The 22,374-nt window shown below is 71.0% G+C and carries 23 protein-coding genes and 7 tRNA genes; 9 read left to right on the top strand and 21 right to left on the bottom strand.

The genetic code is table 11. From position 1 onward, the window contains the following. Positions 1 to 170: 170 nt before the first annotated feature. From ACT2CW_RS44350 to ACT2CW_RS44335, 4 genes are all read right to left on the bottom strand, one after another. Complete coding sequence (locus ACT2CW_RS44350; RefSeq protein WP_164424976.1) at positions 171 to 737, bottom strand: HIT family protein; 567 nt, start codon at positions 735 to 737, stop codon at positions 171 to 173. Positions 738 to 828: 91 nt separating this feature from the next. Beyond that, positions 829 to 2,808, bottom strand: a complete 1,980-nt coding sequence (gene thrS, locus ACT2CW_RS44345; protein ID WP_432047944.1) for a threonine--tRNA ligase — start codon at positions 2,806 to 2,808, stop codon at positions 829 to 831. A gap of 119 nt (positions 2,809 to 2,927) precedes the next feature. Continuing rightward, positions 2,928 to 4,130 (bottom strand): hypothetical protein, encoded by a 1,203-nt coding sequence (locus ACT2CW_RS44340; protein ID WP_445520699.1) that lies wholly within the window; start codon positions 4,128 to 4,130, stop codon positions 2,928 to 2,930. Beyond that, positions 4,130 to 4,612: a DUF4365 domain-containing protein gene (locus tag ACT2CW_RS44335; protein ID WP_445520698.1), complete on the bottom strand. Its 483-nt coding sequence runs from the start codon at positions 4,610 to 4,612 to the stop codon at positions 4,130 to 4,132. Before ACT2CW_RS44335 ends, ACT2CW_RS44340 begins: the two co-directional genes overlap by 1 nt. 256 nt (positions 4,613 to 4,868) lie before the next feature. Between ACT2CW_RS44335 and ACT2CW_RS44330 the strand changes: the two genes are divergently transcribed. After that, positions 4,869 to 5,594: a 3'-5' exonuclease gene (locus ACT2CW_RS44330; protein ID WP_445520697.1), complete on the top strand. Its 726-nt coding sequence runs from the start codon at positions 4,869 to 4,871 to the stop codon at positions 5,592 to 5,594. A gap of 45 nt (positions 5,595 to 5,639) precedes the next feature. Here the strand turns inward: ACT2CW_RS44330 and ACT2CW_RS44325 are convergent, their stop codons facing one another. The 10 genes from ACT2CW_RS44325 to ACT2CW_RS44280 form a co-directional block, all read right to left on the bottom strand. Next, positions 5,640 to 6,011, bottom strand: a complete 372-nt coding sequence (locus tag ACT2CW_RS44325) for a VOC family protein (RefSeq protein WP_164424970.1) — start codon at positions 6,009 to 6,011, stop codon at positions 5,640 to 5,642. A gap of 114 nt (positions 6,012 to 6,125) precedes the next feature. Further along, positions 6,126 to 6,200: transfer RNA gene (locus ACT2CW_RS44320), tRNA-Val, on the bottom strand. Between the two features lie 66 nt (positions 6,201 to 6,266). Next, on the bottom strand, positions 6,267 to 6,776 hold the full coding sequence (locus ACT2CW_RS44315) for an SRPBCC family protein (RefSeq protein WP_445520696.1): 510 nt from the start codon (positions 6,774 to 6,776) through the stop codon (positions 6,267 to 6,269). Positions 6,777 to 6,808: 32 nt separating this feature from the next. Then, complete coding sequence (locus tag ACT2CW_RS44310) at positions 6,809 to 9,556, bottom strand: exo-rhamnogalacturonan lyase family protein (RefSeq protein ID WP_445520695.1); 2,748 nt, start codon at positions 9,554 to 9,556, stop codon at positions 6,809 to 6,811. A 107-nt stretch (positions 9,557 to 9,663) separates the two neighbouring features. After that, on the bottom strand, positions 9,664 to 10,275 hold the full coding sequence (locus tag ACT2CW_RS44305) for a hypothetical protein (protein ID WP_182469688.1): 612 nt from the start codon (positions 10,273 to 10,275) through the stop codon (positions 9,664 to 9,666). A 7-nt stretch (positions 10,276 to 10,282) separates the two neighbouring features. Beyond that, positions 10,283 to 11,143: a carbohydrate ABC transporter permease gene (locus ACT2CW_RS44300; protein WP_445520694.1), complete on the bottom strand. Its 861-nt coding sequence runs from the start codon at positions 11,141 to 11,143 to the stop codon at positions 10,283 to 10,285. Further along, complete coding sequence (locus tag ACT2CW_RS44295) at positions 11,140 to 12,141, bottom strand: carbohydrate ABC transporter permease (protein ID WP_445520693.1); 1,002 nt, start codon at positions 12,139 to 12,141, stop codon at positions 11,140 to 11,142. The genes ACT2CW_RS44300 and ACT2CW_RS44295 overlap by 4 nt, the downstream gene beginning before the upstream one ends. Before the next feature lie 11 nt (positions 12,142 to 12,152). Next, positions 12,153 to 13,433: an ABC transporter substrate-binding protein gene (locus ACT2CW_RS44290; protein WP_445520692.1), complete on the bottom strand. Its 1,281-nt coding sequence runs from the start codon at positions 13,431 to 13,433 to the stop codon at positions 12,153 to 12,155. Positions 13,434 to 13,733: 300 nt separating this feature from the next. Beyond that, positions 13,734 to 13,805, bottom strand: a tRNA-Val gene (locus tag ACT2CW_RS44285). A gap of 66 nt (positions 13,806 to 13,871) precedes the next feature. Continuing rightward, positions 13,872 to 14,327, bottom strand: coding sequence for a TIGR02611 family protein (locus ACT2CW_RS44280; protein ID WP_164424957.1), 456 nt, complete (start codon positions 14,325 to 14,327; stop codon positions 13,872 to 13,874). A 190-nt stretch (positions 14,328 to 14,517) separates the two neighbouring features. Here ACT2CW_RS44280 and ACT2CW_RS44275 point away from each other — a divergent pair, with 190 nt between their 5' ends. Beyond that, positions 14,518 to 14,931, top strand: a complete 414-nt coding sequence (locus tag ACT2CW_RS44275) for an SsgA family sporulation/cell division regulator (protein ID WP_003959770.1) — start codon at positions 14,518 to 14,520, stop codon at positions 14,929 to 14,931. 298 nt (positions 14,932 to 15,229) lie between these two features. Continuing rightward, positions 15,230 to 15,799: a CGNR zinc finger domain-containing protein gene (locus ACT2CW_RS44270; protein ID WP_164424955.1), complete on the top strand. Its 570-nt coding sequence runs from the start codon at positions 15,230 to 15,232 to the stop codon at positions 15,797 to 15,799. A 114-nt stretch (positions 15,800 to 15,913) separates the two neighbouring features. Here ACT2CW_RS44270 and ACT2CW_RS44265 read toward each other — a convergent pair whose 3' ends face one another. After that, positions 15,914 to 16,087 (bottom strand): hypothetical protein, encoded by a 174-nt coding sequence (locus ACT2CW_RS44265; RefSeq protein WP_165455915.1) that lies wholly within the window; start codon positions 16,085 to 16,087, stop codon positions 15,914 to 15,916. A 68-nt stretch (positions 16,088 to 16,155) separates the two neighbouring features. Then, positions 16,156 to 16,617, bottom strand: a complete 462-nt coding sequence (locus ACT2CW_RS44260) for a hypothetical protein (RefSeq protein ID WP_171072788.1) — start codon at positions 16,615 to 16,617, stop codon at positions 16,156 to 16,158. Positions 16,618 to 16,750: 133 nt separating this feature from the next. Between ACT2CW_RS44260 and ACT2CW_RS44255 the strand changes: the two genes are divergently transcribed. Continuing rightward, on the top strand, positions 16,751 to 17,266 hold the full coding sequence (locus tag ACT2CW_RS44255) for a DsbA family protein (RefSeq protein WP_167442454.1): 516 nt from the start codon (positions 16,751 to 16,753) through the stop codon (positions 17,264 to 17,266). A 72-nt stretch (positions 17,267 to 17,338) separates the two neighbouring features. Here ACT2CW_RS44255 and ACT2CW_RS44250 read toward each other — a convergent pair whose 3' ends face one another. From ACT2CW_RS44250 to ACT2CW_RS44240, 3 genes are all read right to left on the bottom strand, one after another. Next, a complete protein-coding gene (locus tag ACT2CW_RS44250; protein WP_445520691.1) occupies positions 17,339 to 18,184 on the bottom strand; it encodes a GNAT family N-acetyltransferase in 846 nt (281 codons plus the stop codon). A gap of 160 nt (positions 18,185 to 18,344) precedes the next feature. Beyond that, positions 18,345 to 19,172 carry an aminotransferase class IV gene (locus tag ACT2CW_RS44245; protein WP_164424949.1) on the bottom strand — a complete coding sequence of 276 codons (828 nt, stop codon included), beginning with the start codon at positions 19,170 to 19,172 and terminating at the stop codon, positions 18,345 to 18,347. Further along, the gene (locus ACT2CW_RS44240; RefSeq protein ID WP_445520690.1) at positions 19,169 to 20,224 is read right to left on the bottom strand and encodes a chorismate-binding protein; all 1,056 of its coding nucleotides are present in this window, start codon (positions 20,222 to 20,224) and stop codon (positions 19,169 to 19,171) included. Before ACT2CW_RS44240 ends, ACT2CW_RS44245 begins: the two co-directional genes overlap by 4 nt. 160 nt (positions 20,225 to 20,384) lie before the next feature. Here ACT2CW_RS44240 and ACT2CW_RS44235 point away from each other — a divergent pair. The 5 genes from ACT2CW_RS44235 (at position 20,385) to ACT2CW_RS44215 (ending at position 20,808) form a co-directional block, all read left to right on the top strand. Then, positions 20,385 to 20,457: transfer RNA gene (locus tag ACT2CW_RS44235), tRNA-Gly, on the top strand. A 28-nt stretch (positions 20,458 to 20,485) separates the two neighbouring features. Then, positions 20,486 to 20,556 (top strand) — tRNA-Cys (locus tag ACT2CW_RS44230). Position 20,557: 1 nt separating this feature from the next. Continuing rightward, positions 20,558 to 20,629, top strand: a tRNA-Val gene (locus ACT2CW_RS44225). Between the two features lie 24 nt (positions 20,630 to 20,653). Next, positions 20,654 to 20,725 (top strand) — tRNA-Val (locus tag ACT2CW_RS44220). Positions 20,726 to 20,736: 11 nt separating this feature from the next. Continuing rightward, positions 20,737 to 20,808 (top strand) — tRNA-Val (locus tag ACT2CW_RS44215). A 79-nt stretch (positions 20,809 to 20,887) separates the two neighbouring features. On the opposite strand, the gene ACT2CW_RS44210 is transcribed toward ACT2CW_RS44215, so the two are convergent. After that, positions 20,888 to 21,178, bottom strand: coding sequence for a TFIIB-type zinc ribbon-containing protein (locus ACT2CW_RS44210; RefSeq protein WP_037951541.1), 291 nt, complete (start codon positions 21,176 to 21,178; stop codon positions 20,888 to 20,890). Between the two features lie 78 nt (positions 21,179 to 21,256). Continuing rightward, complete coding sequence (locus ACT2CW_RS44205) at positions 21,257 to 22,354, bottom strand: phosphotransferase family protein (RefSeq protein WP_445520689.1); 1,098 nt, start codon at positions 22,352 to 22,354, stop codon at positions 21,257 to 21,259. Positions 22,355 to 22,374: the final 20 nt, after the last annotated feature.

The following is a 22,374-nucleotide window of genomic DNA, read 5'->3' as shown; positions in this document are numbered from 1 at the left end:
GCGCGGCCAGGGCCCGCGGCCAGGGCCCACCCCCCTTGCGGCGGCTAAGCGGCCTCGCTGAAGTCCGGTGCGGTTCGGGTGCGCCCCGAAGGGGCGCGGGGAACTGCGCGACCGGCCACGACGAAGCCGCGGATGAACGACGGCACCTCGCGGCACTTCCCGTGGAGCGCTTAGGCCACCGGCCGGGGCCAGGCGTCGGCGAGCAACCGGCGGGTGTCGGCGAGGAGTTGCGGCAGCACCTTGGTCCTGCCGATCACGGGCATGAAGTTGGTGTCCCCGCCCCAGCGCGGCACCACATGCTGGTGCAGATGCGCCGCGATTCCGGCGCCCGCCACGGTCCCCTGGTTCATACCGATGTTGAAACCGTGCGCACCCGAGGCGGTACGCAGCGCGGTCATCGCGGCCTTGGTGTACTCCGCGAGCTCCACCGTCTCCTCGGCGGTGAGCTCGGTGTAGTCGGCGATGTGCCGGAACGGGACGACCATGAGATGACCGCCGGTGTACGGGTACAGGTTGAGCACGGCGTACACGGACTCGCCACGAGCGATGATCAAGCCGTCCTCGTCGGACTTCTCCGGAATGGAGCAGAACGGACAGCCATCGCCCGCGCCCGGGCCGGTCGGCTTGTTCTCCCCCTGGATGTAGGCCATCCGATGGGGCGTCCACAGGCGCTGGAACGCGTCAGGCGTCCCCACTCCGATCTGCTGTTCCGGCTCACTCGTCATGCGGGCCAGCATATTCGCCCCGCAGGGGTGAGGAAGAGCCGAGGGGCGGCCCTGGTCAGGGCCGCCCCTCGGAATCCCGGCCTCCGTGGAGACCGCTTTTGGATCAGACCTGGATCCGGCGCTCCACGGCGTCGGCGATCTCGGCCAGCGCCTGGTCGATCGGGATGCCGTTCTTCTGCGAGCCGTCGCGGTAGCGGAAGCTCACCGCGCCGTTCGCGACGTCCTCGTCACCCGCGATCACCATGAACGGGATCTTGGACTTCTGGGCGTTCCTGATCTTCTTCTGCATCCGGTCCGAGGACGAGTCCACCTCCATCCGCAGGCCCTTCGCCTTGGCCTGGGCGGCGAACTCCTCCAGGTACGGCACATGGGTGTCGCCGATCGGGATGCCGACCGCCTGGACCGGGGCGAGCCACACCGGGAAGGCACCCGCGTAGTGCTCCAGCAGCACCGCGAAGAAGCGCTCGATCGAGCCGAAGAGCGCCCGGTGGATCATGACGGGCTGCTGACGGGAGCCGTCCGCCGCGGTGTACTCCAGCTCGAACCGGGCCGGCTGGTTGAAGTCGACCTGGATGGTCGACATCTGCCAGGTGCGGCCGATCGCGTCCCGGGCCTGGACCGAGATCTTGGGGCCGTAGAAGGCCGCGCCGCCCGGGTCCATGACCAGCTCCAGGCCCTGCTTCTCGGCGGCCTTGCGCAGCTCCTCGGTGGCCTCTTCCCACTGGTCGTCGCTGCCCATGAACTTGTCGGAGTCGTCCCGGGTGGACAGCTCCAGATAGAAGTCGCTCAGGCCGTAGTCGCGGAGCAGGTCCAGCACGAAGGTGAGCAGATTGTCGAGCTCATCGGCCATCTGCTCCTTGGTGCAGTAGATGTGCGAGTCGTCCTGGGTGAAGCCCCGGGCCCGGGTCAGGCCGTGGACGACGCCGGACTTCTCGTACCGGTAGACCGTGCCGAACTCGAAGAGCCGCAGCGGCAGCTCGCGATAGGACCGCCCGCGCGCCCGGAAGACCAGGTTGTGCATCGGGCAGTTCATGGCCTTGAGGTAGTAGTCCTGGCCCTCGAACTCCATGGGCGGGAACATGCCGTCCATGTAGTGCGGCAGATGGCCGGAGGTCTCGAAGAGCTTGGCCTTGGTGATGTGGGGGGTGTTGACGAACTCGTACCCCGCCTCCTCGTGCCGCTTCCGCGAGTACTGCTCCATCTCCTTGCGGATCACGCCGCCCTTGGGGTGGAACACCGCGAGGCCCGAGCCCAGCTCGTCGGGGAAGGAGAACAGATCCAGCTCCGCGCCCAGCTTGCGGTGGTCGCGCTTCTCGGCCTCGGCGAGGAAGTCCAGGTACGCCTTCAGCTCGTCCTTGGTCGGCCAGGCGGTGCCGTAGATCCGCTGGAGCTGGGGGTTCTTCTCGCTGCCCCGCCAGTACGCGGCGGCGCTGCGCATCAGCTTGAAGGCCGGGATGTTCCGCGTGGTCGGCAGGTGCGGACCGCGGCAGAGGTCCTTCCAGCACAGCTCGCCGGTCTTGGCGTCGAGGTTGTCGTAGATGGTCAGCTCGCCCGCGCCGACCTCGGCGGACGCGCCCTCGGCGGCGTCCGCGGCCGACCCCTTGAGCCCGATCAGCTCCAGCTTGTACGGCTCGGCGGAGAGCTCCTCGCGCGCCTCCTCGTCGGTGACCGCGCGGCGGGAGAACCGCTGCCCCCGCTTCTGGATCTCCTGCATCTTCTTCTCGATGCGCTTGAGATCGTCCGGGTGGAACGGGGTCTCGACGTCGAAGTCGTAGTAGAAGCCGTCCTTGATCGGCGGGCCGATGCCCAGCTTCGCGTCCGGGAACAGCTCCTGCACCGCCTGGGCCATCACATGCGCGGTGGAGTGGCGCAGGATGTCCAGACCGTCCTGGCTGGTGATCTCCACCGGCTCGATCTCGTCGCCCTCGGCCGGCTGGTACGCCAGGTCCTTGAGCTGCCCGGCCACGCGCACGGCGACGATCGAGCGGTCGCCGGTGAAGAGGTCCGCCGTCGTAGTGCCCGTGGCCACCACGCGTTCTTCCCGCTCGGAATCGCGTTGGATGATCACACGGACGTCTGACACCGGTCTCTCCTGACTGATGGATGGCTCCCCGCGGCGTATGCCGCGCAGCGTGAATCGTACCGAGCCGACGGGCGGGACCGCGAAACGGTTGCGGACGGGCGTCATGAGCCCGGCGGCGGTCAGGGGCCGCCGCCGCACGCCTCCTCGAAGAAGTCCAGGTTCTCCTGGAGCGACTTGACCAGCCGGTCCCGCTCGGCCTCGTCCACCGGGACCGGGGTGACGCCACCGGCCCCGCCGAGCCGCCGGAAGCCGCCGCGGCTCTCCAGCCGCCCCCGCACCCGGATCGGCAGCCCCACCAGATGGGCGTGGCCGGCGATGCGGTAGTCCTCCTCGTCCAGGGTGATCCGCACCTGGTCGACCTCCGCCCCGGAGAGCACCCGCAGCCGCACCGTCCCGGGGCCGCCGGGGCCGGTACGGCGCAGCCGCACCACCGCACCGGTGAGGCATACCGGAACGGACGGCTCATCCCGGACATAGCGGGCGCCCGCCTCCCGCAACCCCGGGAGGTCGCCGGGCGAGAACTCCACCGGATCGGGCCGGGCGGCGAACCCCGGCGGCGGACCGGCGGCCGGTGACCACTCCAGCGCCACCCGGGCCCCTTCCGTGCCCTGGACCAGCGCGATCACCGCCTCGGTCAGCTCCCGGCTGGCCCCCGCCTCGACCGCCGCGTCATACGCCTCCATCCGGCCGGTCGTCCGGTGGTAGTCGGCGGCGTCCCGGAGGGCGTACAGCGCGCGCAGCAGGGTGACGGCGGTGGCGCGGCCGTCCTCCTCGACGGGCACGAAGACGGTCAGCTCACGGCCGCCGGACCCGGCGCCCGGGGGCCCGGTCAGCACCCGCTCCAGGGACGCCTCGGCGGCGCGGCGGTGCCGGGCGCCGTAGTACCCCGCGCGGCCGCGGGCGGCGAGCGCCCCGGCCAGCAGGGTGTCCCGGGCGGCGGCGCGCAGCCGCTCCTGCGCGGTCCAGGCGGAGGTGCCGCCGGGGGATTCGGGCACCTCGCGCCGCCAGCGGATCTCGTCGCTGGGCACGGCGAGGCCGGTGAGCACCTCGCGGGCGGAGGGCGCGGCGCTGCGGCTGAGCGCCATCAGCGCCTCGCCGAGCAGATCGCCGCTGTCGGGGAAGTCCCGGCTCTCGGGCACCAGCAGGCTGGTGCCGCCCGCGGGCCGGCCCGGCGGGGTCCAGCGGGCATAGGCCCCCGGGGCGCCGCCGCGGCGGCGCCAGCCGTGCCGGGCGAGCAGGGCGCCGAGGACGGCCGGATCCACCTCGTCGGGGCGCGGGACCGGCAGGGGTGCCGGGTCGTCCTGGGGCCATGGTCGGTCCATCACGGTCTCCCTCCCGCCCCGACCCGGGTCATGATCTCGCAGAGCGCGCGGTCGTCGAAGATCCGCGAGGTCGGGATCCGCACGGTGGTCCGGCGGCGGCCCGTGACCGCGTGGCCGGCCAGATTGATCCAGTAGCAGCAGTGGCGCAGGGACAGCCGGTCATGCCCGGCCCGCAGCCAGTCCTCCTGGCCGCGCGGCACGATCATCACCACGAGGATCTTGTGCACGGAGACCGGGCTGCGGGCCAGCTTGACCAGGTGGTCGTTGTCGAGCGTGAAGGCGAAGGTCGGCCCCGGAGGGTCGGGCGCGAGCTGGTACGTGGCCTTGAGCTGCACCTTGATGGTGACCTCGTCGTCCACGGCGTGGCCGGGCGCGCTGTGGCTGACGTGCCAGTCGATGCCCTGGTCGGGGAAGGGCTGGGCCAGTGAGCAGCCCGCGGCGGCGGCCACCGCGTGCAGATAGCCCACCTGAAGGGTCTCCATACAGGCGGTGGTGGCGATTTGGCCACGCACGGGAGGTGATCCGCTCAGCGCAAGGCCGCTCGCCGTCGGGGCCGGGTCGGGTGTTGCGAGCGTCATGTCCGTGACGCCTTCCGGTCGTCGCCGGCTTCGTACACCTGTGTTGTCTCCGCGTCAGGACCTCGGCAAACAGCGGCGGTTCGCGGTCCTCCCTCCGGGTATCACCTGGTCGGGGCGGGATCAGATGTCATCGAGGGGAAATGCACGAGGAGTTGAGGCCATGCCGTCCTGGTTCGAAGGGCCGCTCGCCGCCTTTGACACGGAGACCACGGGTGTCGATGTCGAGCATGACCGGATCGTATCGGCGGCCCTGGTGGTGCAGCGCGGGACCGGAAGTCTGCCGGAGATCCGGCGCTGGCTGGTGAGTCCGGGCGTGCCGGTGCCGCCGGCCGCCACCGAGATACACGGTCTGACCGACGCTCATCTCCAGCGACACGGCAGATGGCCGGCGCCGGTGGTGGACGAGGTGGCGCGGGCGATAGCGGAACAGGTCACGCGGGGCACCCCGGTGGTGATCATGAACGCGCCGTTCGATCTGACCCTGCTGGACCGGGAGTTGAAGCGGCATCGCAACTCCAGCTTGGCGGGCTATCTTCCGCTGCGCTCGATGACCGTCCTGGATCCCCGGGTGCTGGACAAGCATCTGGACCGCTATCGCAAGGGCCGCCGCACCCTGATCGATCTGTGTGCGCACTACGGCGTGGAGCTGACCGGCGCGCATGACGCGGCGGCGGACGCTGCGGCCGCGCTGCATGTCGTACGGGCGGTGGGCCGCCGGTTCGCCTCCCGGCTGGAGACGCTGACCCCCGCCGAGCTGCACGCGCGCCAGACGGTCTGGTACGCGGCGCAGGCCCGGGGGTTGCAGGCGTGGTTCGCGCTCAACGGCTCGGACGAGGTCTGCGATCCGGCGTGGCCGCTGCGGCCGGACCTGCCGGCCGCGGCCTGAGCGCCCGGGCCCGGCGCGGTGCGCCCGCCGCGGTGCGCCCGGCGCTCAGGTCCGGCGGAGCGAGAAGGGGTGGCCGGCCGGGTCGGAGTAGATCCGTGTGTCGCGCAGGCCACCGTTGTTCTTGGTGTCCAGCGGTCGCGCGCCCAGGTCGACGACCTGGCGCTCCGCAGCGTCGATGTCCTCCACCAGCAGATCCAGATGCGCCTGCTGGGAGTCGTCCGGCCGTGGCCAGCTCGGCGGGGCGAAGCCGTGGTCCCGCAGGAAGGCCATCCGCGACCCGCCGGGCGCGACGATCTCGACCCGGTCGGGGGTGGTCAGCGGCTGGATCTCCGCGCCGAGCACCCGGGCGTAGAACTCCGCGAGCTCTTCGGGTTCGGCGCAGTCCAAGGTCAGGACGGCTGCGGTCGCGACGGCCATGAGTTCCCCTCCACATCGTCACCCACGGAAGCTTTATCCGGATACCCCACTCCCGGCCGTACAAGCACACAAACAGGAGGCCGGGCCGCCTGCTGGCGGCCCGGCCTCCTGGGGTGGTGGGCGATACTGGGTTCGAACCAGTGGCCTCTTCGGTGTGAACGAAGCGCTCTCCCACTGAGCTAATCGCCCGGGTTGTTCTCTTCGGGGTCTCCCCGGCGGAACGACCTGAACAATACAGGTCGCGGCGGGTTTGGTTCAAACCGCATTTCCGCCGGGGGCCCCGGACGCCGGGCCGGACGGCGCCCCGGCCGGACCCGCTGGCCGCGCGGCGAGGTGCGCCCGCAGCCCCCGCAGCCCCGCGCGCATCATCAGGGTGTGGTTGGCCCGGAAGACGAGACGCCCGATGAGCGCGAGACGGCGCAGCAGCGGCTTGCGGGCCACCACCTCCTGTTCGAACAGAGCGCGGGTGCCGGTCCCCTGGGGCAGCACCGTCCAGCGAGCCCATCCCTCCAGATCGCCCGCGAAGCCGATCTCCAGCACGCCCTCCGCCGGGTCCTGGCGCGCCTCGCTGACGATCAGCCGCAGGTCGTACGGGACGAGGGAGCGGAATCGGGCGGCGCCGCTGCGCTCGTCGATCCGCCGGACCTCACGGACCTGGGGCCACCACCGCGGATAGTCGTCGCCGTTCGCCAGCACCGCGAAGACGGCGGCGGGCGGAGCGTCGAGGTCCCATCGGCTGCGGAAGCGGTAATGGCACCAGTCCATGCCCTCAGTGTGGTCCGGCCGTCACGGCCTGGCTAGCCCGGCAGCTTGTCGCCGACGAGCGCGAGGTTCTGGATCGCGGCGAGGCCGTACTGGGCGGTGGCATTGGTGCTCACCCAGGCCGCCTCGACGCCGGGCTCCAGCACCTCCGGGCCCTCGACCTTCACCGACTTCCAGCTGATGGTGGCATCCGGGTAGCCGTCGCCCTCGTGGTATTCGGTGAACTTCTGCCAGGCGCGGGCGGCCAGCTTGTCGTCCTTCAGCTGGACGGCGGCGTAGGCGTCGAGCCGGGAGTGGCCCTGGACCAGGATCAGCGAGCCGAAGTCGGCGCCGTAGCGGGCCTTCTGCTCGGCCTTGGTGGCGTTGAAGTAGCGGCAGTAGTCCAGCCATGCCTCCTTGAACTTCGGCAGGTCGATGAGGTCGATCACCTCGGCGCAGACCTCGACCAGGCCGAAGACCGCGGACAGATGGGAGACGCTGACCTTGGGCCGGTCGGCGATGGCGTACTTGCCGGTGTCGAGGTCGTACAGACCGCTGCCCTGGACGAAGCCGTTGGGCTGGGCCGCGATGGTCTCCATGGTGGAGCGCAGCCGCGCCTCGGCCTTCTCCGCCTTCGGGCCGCGCCGCTCCCATTCGGTGAGCCAGGCCCCGGCGAGGCCGCTCCAGTCGGTGCCGAAGCCGATGTCCAGGGCGTGCGGATCGGGCTCGTAGTCGGGGTCGTCGCGGACCTTGCGCTGCGGATCGAGGACGAGGAACGTCTCGTCGGAGTCGACGAGGGCGTGCATGATGTCGCCGATCCGCTCGTCCGCGGTGAGGAAGTAGAAGAAGCGGCGGTACAGGGCGGTGGAGATGCGCTGCTGTTTGGCACTGTCGGCGAAGTGCTGGACACCGTGCCGGGTGCCGAGCCCGGCCCACTTGCCGAGGTGGTAGGCGTCGACCTCGCCGGTGTGGCGGGTCATCGACTCGGCGAAGCGGAAGATGTCGGCGCGGCCGGAGCGCAGATACGCCAGCCACAGCCACAGGTCGGGCGAGAGCTCGGAGTTGTCCCAGGCGTAGCCGCCGACGTCGTACCGCCACTGGTGCCGGTCGCCGTCGTACGTGTGCATGATGTCGCCGTAATCCCAGAAGCCGTACCAACGGCGCTGTTCGACCTGGCCCTTGTGGTAGTCGAAGAGGAAGTCCAGCCGGTCCTCGACCTTCGCCTTGGCGGGGGTGGAGCGGTCGACGGGGGCGAAGAGGCCGCCGAAGACCTTGGCGCGGGCCAGGTCGGCGGGTCCGGCGGCCAGTTGGGGCGGGGTGCGCACGGCGGCGGCCTGCCGGACGAGGGCGTCGGCGTCGGGGGTGGCCGCGTTGGCCCAGAAGGTGAGTTCGCTGGTGCGGGCGATGCCGTACGGGGTGCCGAAGCCGGGCTCGTAGTCCTCGTAGGTGATCTCGAGGCCCTCGAGCTGTTCGGGGTAGGTGTCCTGGCCCATGCCGTCGTGGTAGAAGCGCAGGTCCATGGGCTGGGCCTCGGGCGACCAGAGCCACAGGGTGACCTCGGCCTCGGCCCCGGCGGCGCCGCGGATGTCCAGCTGGGCGGGGAACTTCTCCCAGAAGTCGCGCAGTCCGAAGGAGAGTCCGCCGCTGACGCCGCCGACATAGCCGAAGCCGCTCGCCCGGCCGCCGCCGCCCGCCGCGATCCAGCCGTGGCCGGGCTTGGTGCGCTTGCGCAGGGTGAAGCCGTCGGCGGAGAGCTGGGAGAGGGTGTAGTCGCCCCAGGCGGGGATGAGATGCAGCCGGGAGGTGACGCGCTGGTCCCAGCCGGCCGGGTCGGGCAGCTTCTCGCCCTTGACCTGCGCGGTGCGGACGCCCGCGCCGGGGTCGCGGCGCAGCCCGGTGACGCCTTTGACGGCCTCGGTCAGGAATCCCTTGCCCTCGCCCGCGATGCGGATGTGACGGTCGTACGCCGCGTCGCGCATCGGCACGGAGAAGCGGACGCCGAGGCCCCGGATGAAGTCCTTGTTCTGGTCGCCGTCGAAAGTGATCGTGTGCACCATGCGGAAGGAGTCGGCGCCCGCGTAGAAGTAGAGCCGGACGCTGAAGGGGAGCCAGGCGCGGCGGCCCTTGCGGTGCTTGCCGTCGATGCGGACGACGGCGCGGACGGGGCCCTGCTGCTCGACCTTCGCCCCGCTGATCTCGCCGTCGAACCGCTCCCACTCGGCGCGGCCCTGGTCGCCGTCGTCCACGTCGCCCTGGCGGAGCAGGACCAGCCGGCCGTCGCGGGCGATCTCGGTGGAGCCGCGGGTGACGGAGCGTACGAGCCGCTTGCCGTCCTTACCGATGACGGCCCTGATGGCCCCGGTGTCGACGGTGATCCCGCCGCCGCTCTCGGAGACGGTGACCTCCTTGGCGGGTGCGGCGGGCGTGCCGGTGGTGAGCCGGTAGGCGCTGCCGGTGAGGCCCTCCCCCGCCGCGTGCGCGGTCCACTTCAGCGAGCCGTCGGGCCAGTAGGCGGTGGCCCAGGTCTGGAGGGGCACGTGTGTGCCGTCGGCGGTGGTCAGCGCGAAGGTCCGGTCGCCGGGGTGGGCGCCCTTGGGCCAGGGAACGCCGAAGGTGGAGCCCGCGGCCGCGCCCAGGCCGCCGTCCTCCAGCCAGGTGATGTCCACGGGCTCGTCGGCGGCCTTCCCGGCGGGGCTGTCGGCGGCGGCCTTCGGGGCGTTGTGGGCGAGCAACCAGGAGAACGGCACGGTGGCGCCGGTGGCGGCGGCGGCCTTGAGGAGGTTGCGTCGGGGGATCGGGGGCATGTCGGCTTCACCTTTCGTACGGGGGCTGCGGGGCTACGGGGGCCTACGGGGGCAGGTGCATGACATAAGTCGGCGCAGGAGGCGCCGGTGGGGCGGAAGGCGCCTGGTCAGACGCGGGCGCGGCGCTCCACCGCGACCGCACATCCCGCGAGGGCGCCCGCCGCCGGGGCGATCAGCGGCAGCATCTGCCAGGCGGCCACGGCGAGTACGGCGAGCCCGCCGATGAGCAGCAGCGACCCGCCGGGGTCGGCGGCCAGCCCCTGGCGTGCGGCGGTACGAGCGGCGGCCGGCCATGCGGTGCCGGGCCGCCGTGAGGCCGCCGTCCGCAGCCCGAGGACGACCACCGCGAGCAGGCCCGCCACGCTGACGGCGATCAGCGCGGGCCCGCCGGGCAGGGCCCCTGAGCGGGCCACCCGCAGATCGAAGGCGAACAGCGCGAGCGCCGCCCACCACAGCAGGGAGAACCGCCAGCCGCTCCGGGTCGCCTCCCGCAGCCCGGCCAGGAAGTCCCGCCAGGTGGACCGCTCCCCGTCCAGATGGCGGCTCAGGTGCGCACAGCCGGCGGCGAACGCGGGCAGCAGAGTGATCACCGGCAGGGCGGCGAGCACCACCCAGACACCGGTCAGCAGACATTCGGCGAACAGCGCGAAGCGCAGCGGACCGTGCGCGGTGCGCCGTACGGCGGCCGCTCCCCCGGCGGCTTCCCTGCTCTTTCCCATGACGGCCTCAGCCCTTCAGCCCGGAAGTCGCCGCGCCCTCGACCAGATAGCGCTGGAACGCCAGGAAGAACAGCAGCACCGGCAGCAGGGCGACCAGCGACATGGCGACCATGCCTCCGTAGTCGGCGACGGAGTCCTGGTCGATGAAGAGCTTCAGGCCCAGCGAGACCGTGTACTTGTCCGGTTCGTTGAGGTAGAGCAGCGGCCCGATGAAGTCGTTCCAGGACCAGATGAAGGTGAAGATCGCGCTGGTGATCAGGGCCGGGCGGCACAGCGGCAGCACGATGTTCCAGTAGATGCGCGCATGGCCACAGCCGTCCAGCCGGGCCGCCTCGTCCAGCTCCCGGGGCAGCCCGCGCATGAACTGCACCATCAGGAAGACGAAGAAGGCGTCCGCCGCCAGGTATTTGCCGAGCAGCAGCGGCACATATGTGTTGATCAGGTCCAGCTTCTGGAACAGGATGTACTGCGGAATGATCAGCACCTGGAACGGCAGCAGCAGGGTGGAGATCATGAGCGTGAACAGTGCGTTGCGCCCGGCGAAGCGGATCCTGGCGAAGGCGTAGGCCGCCAGCGAGCAGGAGAACAGCACGCCGATCACCGAACCGGCCGCCAGCAGCAGCGAGTTGGTGAAGAAGGTCGAGATCGGCACGTCGGCGATGCCATCGCCGAGCCGGCGGTAGTTGTCGGTGATCGGGTCGGTGGGCAGCAGCTGGAGGCTGCCGACGATCTGGTCACCGGGCTTGAACGAGCCGCCGATCACCCACACCACGGGGTAGAGGATCACCGCCAGCACGGCGAGCGCCCCGACATGCCAGATGACCGAGCGCACCCGCCGCCGCCCGACCGTAGGAGAAGCAGCACTCACCGGGCGTCCTCCTCGTAGTGCACCCAGCCGCGCTGGGTCTTGAACAGCACGGCGGTCACCAGGCCGATGCCGAGCATCAGCATCCAGGCCATCGCGGCGGCGTAGCCCATGCGCAGATTGCGGAAGCCCTGCTCGTAGAGGTACCAGCCGTAGACCAGCAGGGAGTCGCCCGGTCCGCCGGTGTTGGTGCCCGAGCCCGCGATCACCACCGCGGAGGTGAAGACCTGGAACGAGTGGATGAGCTCCAGCAGGAGGTTGAAGAAGAGCACCGGCGAGATCATCGGCAGGGTGATGGACCGGAACCGCCGCCAGCGCCCGGCGCCGTCCATCTCGGCGGCCTCGTACAGCTCGCCCGGCACCTGCTTCAGCCCGGCCAGGAAGATCACCATCGGCGCGCCGAACTGCCAGACGGTCAGGGTGATGAGGGTGGGCAGCGCCCAGTCCGGGTCACCGATCCAGCCGCCGACATCCCAGCCGAAGAGACTCATCGACTTGTCGACCACCGCGTCGTCGTTGAAGATCGCCCGCCAGACGACGCCGATGCTCACACTGGCGCCGATGAGCGAGGGGGCGTAGAACGCCGAGCGGTAGAAGCCCTGGCCCTTACGGGGTTTGACCAGCAGCAGCGCCACGGCGAGCGCCGCCGCCAGCTTCAGCGGGGTGCCGATCAGTACGTACTTCAGCGTCACCTGGACCGAGGTCCACCAGCGGTCGTCCGCGAAGAGGTCCTGGAAGTTCTTGAACCCGATCCACTGGGGCGAGTCGAAGAGGTTGTAGTCGGTGAACGCCAGATAGAGCGAGACGAGCATCGGGCCGAGGGTGAGCAGCAGGATCCCGACGCACCAGGGCGTCAGGAAGAGATAGCCCGCGAGGGTCTCCCGGCGGCCCTGGCGCCGCCCCGCCGCCGGGGCGGGGCGGGTGCCCGGGGCGGCCTTCCCGGGGGTCGTCCCGCCGGGAGGCCGCACTCCGTCCGCCGCACGCGTCGTGGTCGGTGTCACGGAAGCTCTCCTCACGAGTCGAGCGCGGACTCGGCCTCGCTGAAGAACTGGTCGACCGCCTTGCCCATCGAGGCCTGCCCCAGCGCGACCTGGGTGTAGATCCGCAGGAAGGCGGCCTCGGCGACATCGGCGCCGGCCGGATGCGGGGTGATCGGCTCCAGCTTGGCGCTCACGCTCTTCTCATACGCGGCGATCTTGGCGTCGACGCCCTGCGGCTTGTAGGCGTCGTACTGGGCGGTGGTCGCCGGGATGCCGCGGTTGTAGCCCATGATCTTGCCCACCTCGGGGTCATGGGTCATGAAGTCGATGAACTGGGCGACTTCCTTGGGGTGCTGGGTGCGGGCGGAGCCGCTGAGCATCAGCGAGGAGAGGTACTGGCCGGTGCGCTTGCCGTCCGTGGTCGGGATGGGCCCGAGGTCGAGGGTGGTCTTGGTCTCGGCGGCGAAGCGGACCAGGAAGTTGTCCCAGGTGAACTCGGAGGCCGACAGATCGGCGCTGATCGACGCCTTGGGCTTGGCCTGCTCGGACTTCTTCCCCGGCACCAGCTCATCGGCCTTGGCGTGCTGCTGCCAGCGGCCCCACCACTCGGCGAGGTCGTCCTTGGTGAAGCCGAGCTTGTCGTCCTTGGTGAAGAACGCCTTGCCGTTCTGCCGCAGATACAGGTCGTAGAGGTACATCACGTTGGCGTTGTCGCTGGCACCGTAGAGCGCGTTGTCGCTTTTGCGCACCTTCTTGGCGGCCGCGAAGAAGTCGTCCCAGGTCCATCCGTCCTTGACGGTCACCCCGGCCTTCTGATACGCCTCCGGGTTGTAGAAGAACGCGAAGGTATTGGCGCCGACCGGCACTCCGAGGAGCTTGCCGTCGATATCCCCGGCCTTCTCCAGTCCGTCACGGAATCCCTTCAGACTGAGATTTCCGGCGTCGGCCTGGCCGTTCAGATCCAGCAGGAGGTTCTTGTCGCCGTATTTGCGCAGGAAGGCATAGGAGTTCTGGAAGACGTCCGGGGCGTTTCCGCCCGCGGCCTGGGTATTGAACTTGCTCCAGAAGTCGGTGTATTCGGAGAAGTCCGTCTTGACCTTGATGTTCGGATGTTCCTTCTCGAACAGCTTGACCGTCTTCTGGATCAGCTCCGCGCGGTCCTTGGCGCCCCACCACGAGTAGCGGATGGTCACCTTGCCGTCCCCGGAACCGCTTCCCCCGCCGCAGCCTGTGGCCAACAGCCCAAGCGCGGCCACCGCGGCCGCGACCGCCCGGACCCCTCTCGCCCCCGCCGTCCATCGCCCAGCACCCATGACACGCCCCTCCCGGGCAGGTCGTCAGACTGCCCCCGGTAGCTTGAAACGTTTTAGGCAAGCGCTTGCCGGGACAAGTTAGGGACCAGTGAGGCGTACGTCAACGGTTCGGGCAGGATCGCCCGGGATCGAGGTGAAGCGCTTCGACGAAAGCGCTTGGGGGAACCGCGCCGACCACCCGGCACCGGGGCCTTCGGGCACGCACCCCGACACTTCCGAGCACGCGCCCCGGACACCTTCGGACATGCGGCAACGCCGAGGGCCCGGAAGGCAGATGCCTTCCGGGCCCTCGGTCCAGGGTGGGCGATACTGGGTTCGAACCAGTGACCTCTTCGGTGTGAACGAAGCGCTCTCCCACTGAGCTAATCGCCCTGGCGCACGGACAACATTAGCGCATGCCGGACCGTGCTCATGACCAGTCCTACGACGCCGGACCGCTCACTGCTCGATCTTCCACGGCATCACGACGCCGAACTTCCACACATAGGCCGAGACCGCCACGGCGCAGATCACCACCGCGATCGTGGTCAGTATGAGATTGCGCCTGCGCACCCTCGGGTCCATGGCACGGTGCGCCGCCTCGGTGACCTTGCGCTTGGTCCAGGCCAGCACCAGCTGGGCCCAGACGAACTCGGTCGCCCAGATCGCCATTCCGGCGAAGATCACCAGCCACCCCGGACCGGGCAGGGGCAGCAGGATGACACCCAGGCCCACGACCCCGAGGCCGACGATGAACACGCCGACCTGCCAGCTCAGGTGCAGCGGGCGCGACCGCTTGATGAACCGCGGCGCCCGGGAGCCCCATACCGGCTCCTTCTTCGGCGCATCGCCCCCCGTCGCGACCGGGGACCCCGCTGCGCCGGCCCCGTGCCGCCCGTCACTCTCCGCATTCATGTGACCCAACTTACCTGATCGTTTGAAGTCACCGGAACGGCGGTAGTGGCCGGCCTCGAGCTGGGCCGCATGAGCTACCAGAAGAGCCGCAAAACGGTCAGAGGGGTTTACAACGGCACCGTAGGTGGCATGTCGATTTCGCCGACGTGCGAATCCCCGAGCGCACACTGAGCGAAAGGCCCTGGCGCTTATGAACACCACGGTCAGCTGCGAGCTGCACCTGCGCCTCGTTGTGTCGAGCGAATCCTCACTGCCTGTACCCGCGGGCCTGCGGTATGACACGGCCGACCCTTACGCCGTGCACGCCACCTTCCACACCGGAGCCGAAGAGACGGTCGAATGGGTGTTTGCCCGCGATCTTCTCGCCGAGGGTCTGCACCGGCCCACCGGCACCGGCGACGTCCGGGTGTGGCCGTCCCGCAGCCACGGCCAGGGAGTCGTCTGCATCGCCCTGAGCTCCCCGGAGGGGGAGGCACTGCTCGAAGCCCCGGCGCGGGCCCTGGAGTCGTTCCTGAAGCGAACCGACGCCGCGGTGCCACCCGGTACCGAACACCGCCATTTCGACCTCGACACAGAGCTCTCCCACATCCTGGCGGAGAGCTGAGACCCGGCGAGAGCTGAGCGCTCGGCCGTCCGACTCGGGGAGACGGCGCGAGCCGGGGCGCGACCGCATCACGTACCGACGATCCCGACCATGGCAATCCCGACAACGGCAGAGGCAGGCGACGGTGCCGTCGCCGCGGCAGCACCCGCGGTGGCGGCACCGTCGTATGACCGTCCGGCAGCGTCGCATGGCCACCCTGGGCCGCCTGAGCTACGTCCGCGGCCCGGCAGGACTAGAGTCGGGCAGATCGAGGGCAGCCCAGGGGCAGCCGCCGACCCAGCCGGCCAGGGAGCCAATCGTGCTGATCAACCACGACACCCGGTGCGCGCTCGACGCCGTCGTCGATCTGGTGAACACCGCGCCCGAGGGCGCCGACCAGGACGACCTCGCCGATGTCGCCGCGCTGCGCCGGTTCGTCGAGCGCAATGCCATCAGTGACATCGGCACGCTCGGGGAGCGCGACCTCACCGCGGTACGGGCCGTACGGACCCGGTTCGCCGAGGTCTTCGCGGCGGCCGGGAACGAGGAGTCCGCCCGCCGCACCGCCGAACTGCTCAACGCGATGATCGCCGCGGCTGGCACGACGCCCCGGCTCACCGACCACGACGGCTATGACTGGCATGTGCACTACTTCGCGCCCGGTGCCTCGCTGGCCGACCACCTGGCCGCCGACGGCGGGATGGCGCTGGCGTTCCTCGTGGTGGGGGGCGAGCGGGAGCGGCTGCGCCGCTGTGAGGCCCCGGACTGCCGCCACGCCTTCGTGGATCTGTCCCGCAACCGCTCCCGGCGCTACTGCGACAGCCGCACCTGTGGCAACCGGCTGCATGTCGCCGCGTACCGCGCCCGGCGCCGCGAGGCCGCGAGCTGACCATCCGGGTACGGGGGTCGGAGGCCGGGCGGTACGTCTCACCATCGGTAACCGGACGGGGTGCCGTCTCACACCGATGAGCGGGTCACCATCGGTGACCGTACGGGCGCCGTCTCACCACCGGTGGAGGTCGTGGACGGCGGTGACGAAGAGCAGCGTGCCGATGAATGCCAGGAACAGCATCAGCGGCGGCTGCGAGAGGGCGAAGAGACAGCCACGCGTCTCGTCGCTCGGCGGAACAGGGGGTCCTTCGATGGGGGATTGCTCCCCGGGCGGTGATTGCAACATCTCGCGGAGATCATGACCCAGCCATGAGCCCGCCTGCGACCGGTGATCGTTTTTTGATCGGTCGCTTGTCAGATCCCGTGCTTTTTGAGTATGGCCTCGATGTCGGAGAAGTCATCTGTGCCAGAGCTCGTTCCACCCTTGGTCTTCGGCTTCCCCGACGCCTTGACCCCGGTGGCCCCCCGGCCGGGCCCCAGAGCGGGCTCCGAGGCCCCCGCGGACACCCCGCCGGCACGTTCGGCCGCGGCCGCCGCGCGGCGCTCCTTACGGGTGCCGCCGGAGCGGTGCTCGACCGCCCGCGTGATCATGAACAGCCCCCAGGAGAGGCCCAGCAGGCCGAAGCCCAGCCAGATACTCGGCTTGAAGACCAGGTCGGTCAGCCAGTCCAGGATGCCGGTCATGGCCAGGCCCAGCGGGATCAGGGCGTAGGCGGCGATCCGCGTCGCCGCCAGGAACCGCTTGCGGTAGGCGGTCAGCCCGGCGATGCCGAGACCGGCCGCGGACAGCGCGGCGCAGATGGTGTCGGTCAGCATCGTTCCTCCCACGAGCTGGGCTTCCGGTACGTCCATCGTGCACCCCGTAAGGCGGTCGCGGCCATGGCCCGAGCCCGGGATCAGGGACATCTCCGGGTACGGATCAGGGTCCGGGGGCTGGAAGACTGGCCCCATGAGCCACACCGACCCCGCTCCCCGCCCCGTACTCGACGTCTGGTGCGAACTACAGTGCCCCGACTGCCGTACCGCCCTGGGCGATCTGCGCGCGCTGCGCGACCGCTTCCAGGACGCGCTGGACATCCGGCTGCGCCACTTCCCGCTGGAGCGCCACCAGCACGCCCACGCGGCGGCTCAGGCGGCCGAGGAGGCCATCGCCCAGGGGCGCGGCTGGCCGTTCGTCGAGGCCGTCCTGGAGCGCACCGAGGAGCTCGGGACCCGCGGTGAGCCGGTGCTGGTGGAGGTGGCCCGGGAACTGGGGCTGGACGCCGAGGAGATGGACACCGCGCTGGTCGACGGCCGGCACATCCTGATCGTGGACGCGGACCAGGCCGAGGGCAAGGCGATCGGGGTCACCGGCACGCCCACGTATGTGATCGGCGGCGAGCGGCTCGACGGCGGCAAGAGCCAGGAGGGGCTGCGGGAGCGCGTCGAGGAGATCGCCGCCCGGCTCGTCGCCGAGCGGTCCTGAAGCCCCGAATGTCCTGGAGGCTGTGGAGGCTCTGGAGGCCCTGAAAGCTCTGGAAGTCCTCGGAACAGGCCCTTACAACAGCGGCTTGTAGAGCTGGTACTCGATCGACTCGTAGCCCAGCGACTCGTACAGCCGCAGCGCAGGGGTGTTGTCGCCGAAGACGTGCAGGCCCAGACTCTCCGCCCCGTGCGCCAGGCTCGCGCGCTCTGCGGCCAGCATCAGGGTGCGGCCGTGTCCGTGGCCGCGGTGCTCCTCGGCGACCTCGACGGCGTAGACGTACGCCTCCCCGCTTTCGGCGGCGTCGGGCTCCCCCTCGCGCAGCGAGATCCAGATGGTGCCCACGTCCGTGCCGCCGTGGGCGAGGACGCGCAGCAGGGCCGCGGGGGTGTCCGGGCCCTGCGGCAGCAGCATCGCGTAGTCGGTGTCCGCCTTGGTCTCGGCCTGCTGCCGGGTGAGTCCGCGCGCCAGCAGATCGGCTACGTATCCGGCCCGCTCGTGGTCGCGCCACGCCGGGTATTCGGCCTCCGTGAGGGGGCGTATCGCGCTGTCCCCGGGCAGCTCGGGCGGGTCCGTGAGCCGCTTGATCATGTTGCGGCCGCGCTCGCGGTAACCGAGCGCGGCCGTGAGCCCGAGGGCGGTCGTGGCCGACGCGGGGACGCTCACCACCAGCTGGGCGCAGCCCCAGCCGCGCAGCACCTCCTCGGCGGCGAGCGCGGCGACCGTGCCGCGGCCCCGGTGCCGCTCGGCCTCGTCGATGTGGAGCCGCTCGATACGCCCGGCCGCCGGGCCCAGGCGGGCGTCGGTGGCGAGGCGTACGGTGCCGACGGGGCGGCCGTTGACGCACACCTCGTACGCGCGGGCACGTCCGCCGCCGTCGGTGTGCCGTTCGGGCGCGGTGGGCCGCAGAGTGGTGGTCACGAAGGTGTTCTACCGGCCCGCCGGGCGATCGTCACCCGTTTTCCGGCGCGGATCCGCCCGCTTCCGGCGCGGACCCCCCGTTTTCCGGCGCGGATCCGCCGCGACCGGCCGGTGCGGCCCCCGGTTTGCCCGCTCCGGGGTCGGTGCCCCCGCCGCCCGCTCAGGGGTCGATGTCGGCCGCCGCCCGCTCGACGAAGATCCGCAGGGCCTCGGCGGTGACCGGCCCCGGGGCGCCGGGCAGGGTGTGGCCGTCCACCCGGTGGACGGCCTGTACGTCGCGGGTCGTGGAGGTCACGAAGACCTCCTCGGCCCGGTACAGCGCGTCCAGCGGCAGATCGGTCTCCTTGGCGCCCACCCACTCCAGCACCAGGGCGCGGGTGATCCCGGCGAGGCAGCCGGAGGAGAGCGGCGGGGTGTGCAGCTGGCCGTCGAGGACCACGAAGACATTGGAGCCGGTGCCCTCGCAGAGCGCACCGACCGTGTTGCCGAAGAGCGCCTCGGTGGCGTCCTGCGCGCGGGCGCGGGCGAGCGCGACCACGTTCTCGCCGTACGAGGTGGTCTTCAGGCCGGTGAGCGCCCCGCGCTCGTTGCGCGCCCAGGGGACGGTCACCACGGCCGTGGCGTCGGGCCTGCGGGCCGCCTCGACCAGCGCGACCACCACGGTGGGCCCGGCCGTGCCCCGGTCGGAGCCGAGTGGCGAGATCCCTCCGGTGTAGGTGATCCTCAGCCGCCCGAACGCCACGGGGTGGGCCTTGAGCACCTCCTCGCAGCCCCGCCGCACCTCGTCCAGGTCCGGCTCGGGGAGCCCCAGGCCCGCGGCCGAGCGGGCCAGCCGCCGCAGATGGCGGGTGAGCGCGAACGCCCGCCCCTCGGTGGCCTTGACGGTCTCGAAGACGCCGTCGCCGACCGTGAGCCCATGGTCGAACACGGACACCATGGCGCTGTCCGGGTCGCAGAGGGATCCATCGAGCCAGATGGCCGGTTTCATCGCGTCGCCCTTCCCGTTGGCTGCTGTACACCCGACGCTACCGCGAGCAGCCGGGCGGCCTTGAGTTCCGTTTCGTCCCATTCGCGCTCCGGCTCCGAGCCCCAGGTGATGCCCGCCCCGGTGCCGAACCGCAGCACGGCCCCGGCCGGGCCGCGGTCGATCCAGAAGGTCCGTATCCCGACCGCCAGCTCACCGGTGCCGCGGTCGGCGTCGACCCAGCCGATGCCACCGCAGTACGGGCCCCGGGGCGCGGTCTCCAGCTCCTCGATGACGCGCAGCGCGCTGGACTTGGGCGCGCCGGTGACCGAGCCGGGCGGGAAGGTGGCCGCGAGCAGTTCCGGCCAGCCGGCGCCGGGGGCGAGTTCGCCCCGCACCGTGGAGACGAGGTGGACCAGGCCGGGGTGCGGTTCGACCGCGCACAACGCCGGGACGGTCACCGAGCCGGTGGCGCAGACCCGGCCCAGGTCGTTGCGGACCAGGTCCACGATCATCACGTTCTCGGCGTGGTCCTTCTCCAGCAGGTCCTCGGGGACGCGGCCGGTGCCCTTGATGGGGCCGGACTCCACGGTGCGCCCGGTGCGCCGCAGAAACAGTTCGGGCGAGGCGGTGGCGACCTCCACCCCGTGGGACGGCAGCCTTACGGTGCCCGCGTACGGGGCGGGGTTGCCCAGGGCCAGCAGCGCGGTCAGCGCGTCCACATCGGCCCCGGCCGGATCGGGCAGCGGCGCGGACAGCACCCGGCAGAGGTTGGCCTGGTAGACCTCGCCGGCCGCGATCCGCCGCCGGACGGTGCGCACCCCCGCGGTGTAGGCGGCCCGGTCAAGTGACGAGGTCCACTCCCCCGCCCCGGGGCCGCGCCAGCCGCCGGGCGCGGGCGGGGGCACCGGCTCGGCCCGTACCTCCCCGAAGCGAGCGCAGACCAGACGGCCCTCGAAGTCCGCGACAACGGCCCAGAAACCCTGGGTTTCCAGGGCCGACGGGTCGCTGGTGACATCCCGTAGGTCGGTGGCGAGCAGGCCGCCGAAGCGGGCGAGCGGGGGCAGGTGGTGCACGGTTGTGAGTCTATGGCGCCCAGGTCAGGGCGGCCTCGGGAGGGAGTGCGGGGCGCGAGCAGGGCAGCACGCTGCGGAAACGGAATTTGAGCTGGCCCCGGAATCCGCTAGAGTTCAACACGTCGCCGGGACGCGGAAGCGCCCCGGAGAAACGACACCTGCGGACGTGGCTCAGTTGGTAGAGCATCACCTTGCCAAGGTGAGGGTCGCGAGTTCGAATCTCGTCGTCCGCTCGGTGTGGGGGTTTCGACCCCCACGGCTGGTGGAGTGGCCGAGAGGCGAGGCAACGGCCTGCAAAGCCGTCTACACGGGTTCAAATCCCGTCTCCACCTCGGACGATTAGCTCAGCGGGAGAGCGCTTCCCTGACACGGAAGAGGTCACTGGTTCAATCCCAGTATCGTCCACTCGGATCCTCGCGGATCCACCACGCGCGATTAGCTCAGCGGGAGAGCGCTTCCCTGACACGGAAGAGGTCACTGGTTCAATCCCAGTATCGCGCACGCAGTCCTGCGGACGATTAGCTCAGCGGGAGAGCGCTTCCCTGACACGGAAGAGGTCACTGGTTCAATCCCAGTATCGTCCACATCGATCGGCGGAGGGCCGGAGCGAAAGCTCCGGCCCTCCGGCGTTTCCCGGGCCGGTTTCCCGGGCCGAGAGGCCTCTCAGGACGAGAAGAGCATGTGCCCGAAGCCGCGCTTGTGATGGCCGTGGTGGCCGTGGTGACCGCCGTGGTGCCCGTGCTGCGGGGCGCCCCACGCGGGCGCGGCCGGGTAGGCCTGCGGCGCACCGGGCGGAGGGGGCGGCGCCGCTTGCGTCCACTGCGACTCAAGGCGAGTCAGCGCCTCCAGCTCCCCGTAGTCCAGAAAGATCCCCCGGCAGCCGCTGCACTGCTCTATCTGCACGCCATTGCGGTTGTACGTGTGCATCGGCGCATGGCACTTGGGACACTGCATGGTCCGCCTCAACTCCTCATGCTTCGGACAGAGCGCGCCGGAACATGCGTCCGGGCGCGTGGACTTCACCCTACGGCCTCATCCCGCGGCCTCCATGAAGTGGGCGATACGGACGGACGCCTCCACCATCGCCTCCTCGGCCTCGTCCAACGCCCGTCCGGCGGCAGCCGCCTTGGCGAGCGCGAGCGCGGCGGTCTGGACGGTGAGGGCGCGGGCGGGCACGTCCAGCCGCGGCCAGGGGTCGCGCTCCCCCGCGGCGGAGCCGCCCGCCGCCCGGTACGCGCCCAGGAACCGCTCCCAGTCCTCGGCGGCGAGCAGCCCGGCGGCGTACCAGGCGGCGGGGCGGGCGAGGTCCCAGGCCGGGTCGCCGAGGCCGAGGTCGTCGATGTCGATCAGCCGCCAGTCGGTGGCGCGGTGGCGGATGAGCTGGCCGAGGTGGAGATCGCCGTGGCAGAGCCTGTTGTCTTCGCCGCCGACGCCAACGCCGTTGCCTTCGCCGTTGCCTTCGCTGTTGCCTTCGCCTGGGTCCACGCGGTCTCCGCGGTCTCCGCCGTCTCCGTGATCCCGATGATCCGGGCGGCCCACGTCATCCATACGGTCCGTACGGCCCACGCGATCCATATGGTCCGTACGGTCCACGTGATCCCCACGGTCCGTACGGTCCACGCCCCGCGCCCAGCCGGGCAGTCCGGCCCAGGCCCGCAGCACGGCCCGGGTGGCCACGCTGTCGGGGAGCGCCGCCGCCCGCAGCCGGGCGATGGCGCGGGCCGCCTTGACCGGGCCACGCATCGCCGGGAGCGGGCCGGGCAGTTCGGCGACCGGCACGGCGTGCAGCCGGGCCAGCAGCTTCCCCGCCTCGGCCCAGGGGGCGGCGTCCGGTGCGTCGGGTGCCACGGGTTCGCCGTACGGCCAGAGGGTGACCTGCCGGCCGTCGGGCAGCGCTCCCATGCCGTCGACCGGCGGCAGCAGTATCTCCGCGCACCGGGGGTGGGCCGCGACGCCGAGCCGGACCGCCAGCTCGGCCGGGTCCGTGCCGGGCGGATGCGCCTTGGCCACGACATGGCCGCACCGGACGACGGTGCCGTCGGGCCTGTCGGCCAGGACGGTGACCTCGGCGGTGGCGTCGCGCCGGGCCCGGCGGAGGGCGCTGACGAGCTGCGCCGCGGTTTCGCTCACGGCTCCCCCCCCATGTCATC

The organism is Streptomyces sp. NEAU-174 (genome assembly GCF_052665095.1).
This window is presented reverse-complemented; position numbering and strand designations above follow the sequence as displayed.